Origin of the sequence: Dietzia sp. UBA5065 (genome assembly GCA_002415925.1) — a bacterium.
Taxonomy (GTDB): domain Bacteria; phylum Actinomycetota; class Actinomycetes; order Mycobacteriales; family Mycobacteriaceae; genus Dietzia.
In genome coordinates this window covers 1-2,218 of sequence record DIAZ01000183.1, presented here as the reverse complement: position 1 = coordinate 2,218, position 2,218 = coordinate 1, and the positions used below count along the sequence as shown (strand labels likewise).

Annotated in this window: 3 protein-coding genes; 1 reads left to right on the top strand and 2 read right to left on the bottom strand. The window is 72.8% G+C overall.

What is annotated here, in order from left to right; translation table 11 throughout:
• The coding region (locus B4M60_RS15125; protein ID WP_291085919.1) for a lipid-transfer protein at positions 1-755 on the bottom strand (755 nt) is incomplete at its 3' end.
• A 9-nt stretch (positions 756-764) separates the two neighbouring features.
• Positions 765-1,790: a Zn-ribbon domain-containing OB-fold protein gene (locus tag B4M60_RS15120; RefSeq protein WP_291085917.1), complete on the bottom strand. Its 1,026-nt coding sequence runs from the start codon at positions 1,788-1,790 to the stop codon at positions 765-767.
• A 90-nt stretch (positions 1,791-1,880) separates the two neighbouring features.
• Here B4M60_RS15120 and B4M60_RS15115 point away from each other — a divergent pair.
• Positions 1,881-2,218, top strand: a 338-nt coding sequence (locus B4M60_RS15115; protein WP_291085915.1) for an LLM class flavin-dependent oxidoreductase, incomplete at its 3' end; no start/stop codon positions are given.

Sequence of the window (2,218 nt, the reverse complement as noted above, 5' to 3'; positions counted from 1 at the left end):
ACGGCGGCGGCGCGGGCCGAGGGGGAGTCGGTGAGGTCGCGGGCGCCGAACTCGGCGGAGTCGGCGATGTGCTCGATCCCGGTGATGTACGCCGGGGTGTCGACCAGCTCGCGGGCGCGGTCGCCGGAGGCGAGGATGATCGCGCCGGCGCCGTCGGTGACCGGGGGGCAGTCGTGGGGCCGGAGCGGGTCGGCGATGTACGGCTCGGCCATGAGGTCCTTCTCGTCCCGGCCGGTGGCGCGGGCGGCCACGGAGGCCATCTCGGCCTCCGACCAGCGCCCGGCGTCGATCCCGGCGCGGGCCTGCAGGGCGGCCAGGTGGTGCCGGCCGGGCCACAGCGGGGCCACGGTGTACGGGTCGAGCTGCAGCGCCAGGGCCGAGTCGAGGTCGGTGCTGGCGGAGGCCTTGCCGAACCCGTACACCAGCGCGGTGTCGGCCTGCCCGGAGGCGATCTTGAGGTAGGCCTCGAAGAACGCCCAGGCCGCGTCCATCTCCACGTGCGACTCGGAGATGGGGGGCACGGCGCCGATGGTATCCACGGCGGAGATGAAGGAGAAGGCGCGGCCGGCCAGGTAGTCCGAGGATCCGGAGCACCAGAACTCGATGTCGGTGCGGTCCAGGCCGGTCTGCCGGTAGCACTCGGCAAAGACGGGAGCGAGCATCTCGACACCGTTGGTGGTGCCGAAGGTGGACTCGGTGTGGCGGGCGTGGGCGAAACCGACGACGGCCACGTCCCGGGGTGCGGTGGGGGTCACGGGTGTCCTCTACAGGTGCTGTGCGTAGGAGTCGGGGTCGGCGTCGGGGTCGCCGCTGGGCTCGAAATGCCTGATGGCCTTCATGGAGGCGGGGCGGTCGGCCTCGGGGGTCCACACCGCGCGCACCCGCATCCCCATGCGCACCTCGGAGGCCTCGCACCCCAGCACCAGGTGCTGGATGGGGACGTCCGAGCCGTCGAGCAGGATGTACGCGGTGACGTAGGGGGGCTTGATCTCCTGGCCGGCGAACGGCACGTTGACGATCCCGAACGTGGTGACGGTGCCGACGTCGGCCACCTCCACGTACTCGCCCATGGCCACCCCGTCGGAGGGGCAGTAGTCGCGCGGCGGGACGTAGACCTCGGGCCCGTTCGAGCGGCGCCGCCCCAGCATCCGGCCCTGCACGATCGCGCGGAGGAACTCGCTCTCGGCGGGCCCCGCCGTGTGGGTCACGGAGAGGCCGATCGGGGTGATCACCACGGAGACGGGCTCGCCGCCGGTGGGCTGCGGGGTCTCGTCGTCGTGGCCCTCCCCGGCGCCCGGGGGGGCGTCGGCGGGGACCACGCACGCGATGTCGTGGATGGTCCCGGTCCGCTCGGCGGACCACCGCAGGCGCACGCGCATCCCGGTGCTCACGGCCTCGGGGCCGTCGGCGGCCAGGGGGAGCAGGAGGGCGGTGTCGGCGCCGTCGAACCGGACCAGGGCCCACGCGAACGGGGAGTCCGAGCGGTGCAGGTCGGTGGGCACGGGCACCCAGGTCCATCCCGCGACCGTGCCCTCGATCTTGGCCCCCGAGCCCACCTCGACGAGGTTCGTCAGCGCCTCGTGGGTGTGGGGGTCGAACTCCACCGGCGGCACGTGCACGGCGCCGCGGGAGTCACGGACCCCCACGAGGCGGCCGTCGCGCAGGCCGGTGAAGAACGCGCCGAGGACCGGTCCGGTCGAGCGCGTGTAATCGAAGGCCGGGCTCAGGGAGGCCGAGAGGACGGGCCGTTCCGGCGGGGCGATGTCGACAACGATGTCTCTGGACGTCACGCCCGTAAGTAGAACACGTTCCACCCGACCGTGTGTGAGTTTCCGCGGGCCGATCGCGGGGCGTCCGCGGCGTGGGCCACACTGGTGCCCATGAAATTCGCCTTGCAGCTGGGATACTGGGGCGCGCAGCCGCCCGCCAATCACGCCGACCTCGTGGTGGCCGCGGACAAGGCGGGCTTCGACACCGTCTTCACCGCCGAGGCGTGGGGCTCGGACGCCTTCACCCCGCTGGCCTGGTACGGCTCGCTCACCGAGCGCATCCGCCTGTCCACGGCGGTCGTGCAGCTCTCCGCGCGGACCCCCACCGCCACCGCGATGAGCACCATGACCCTGGACCACCTCTCCGGCGGCCGCTTCTGCCTGGGGCTGGGCGTCTCGGGCCCGCAGGTGGTGGAGGGGTGGTACGGCCAGCTCTCTTATACACATCT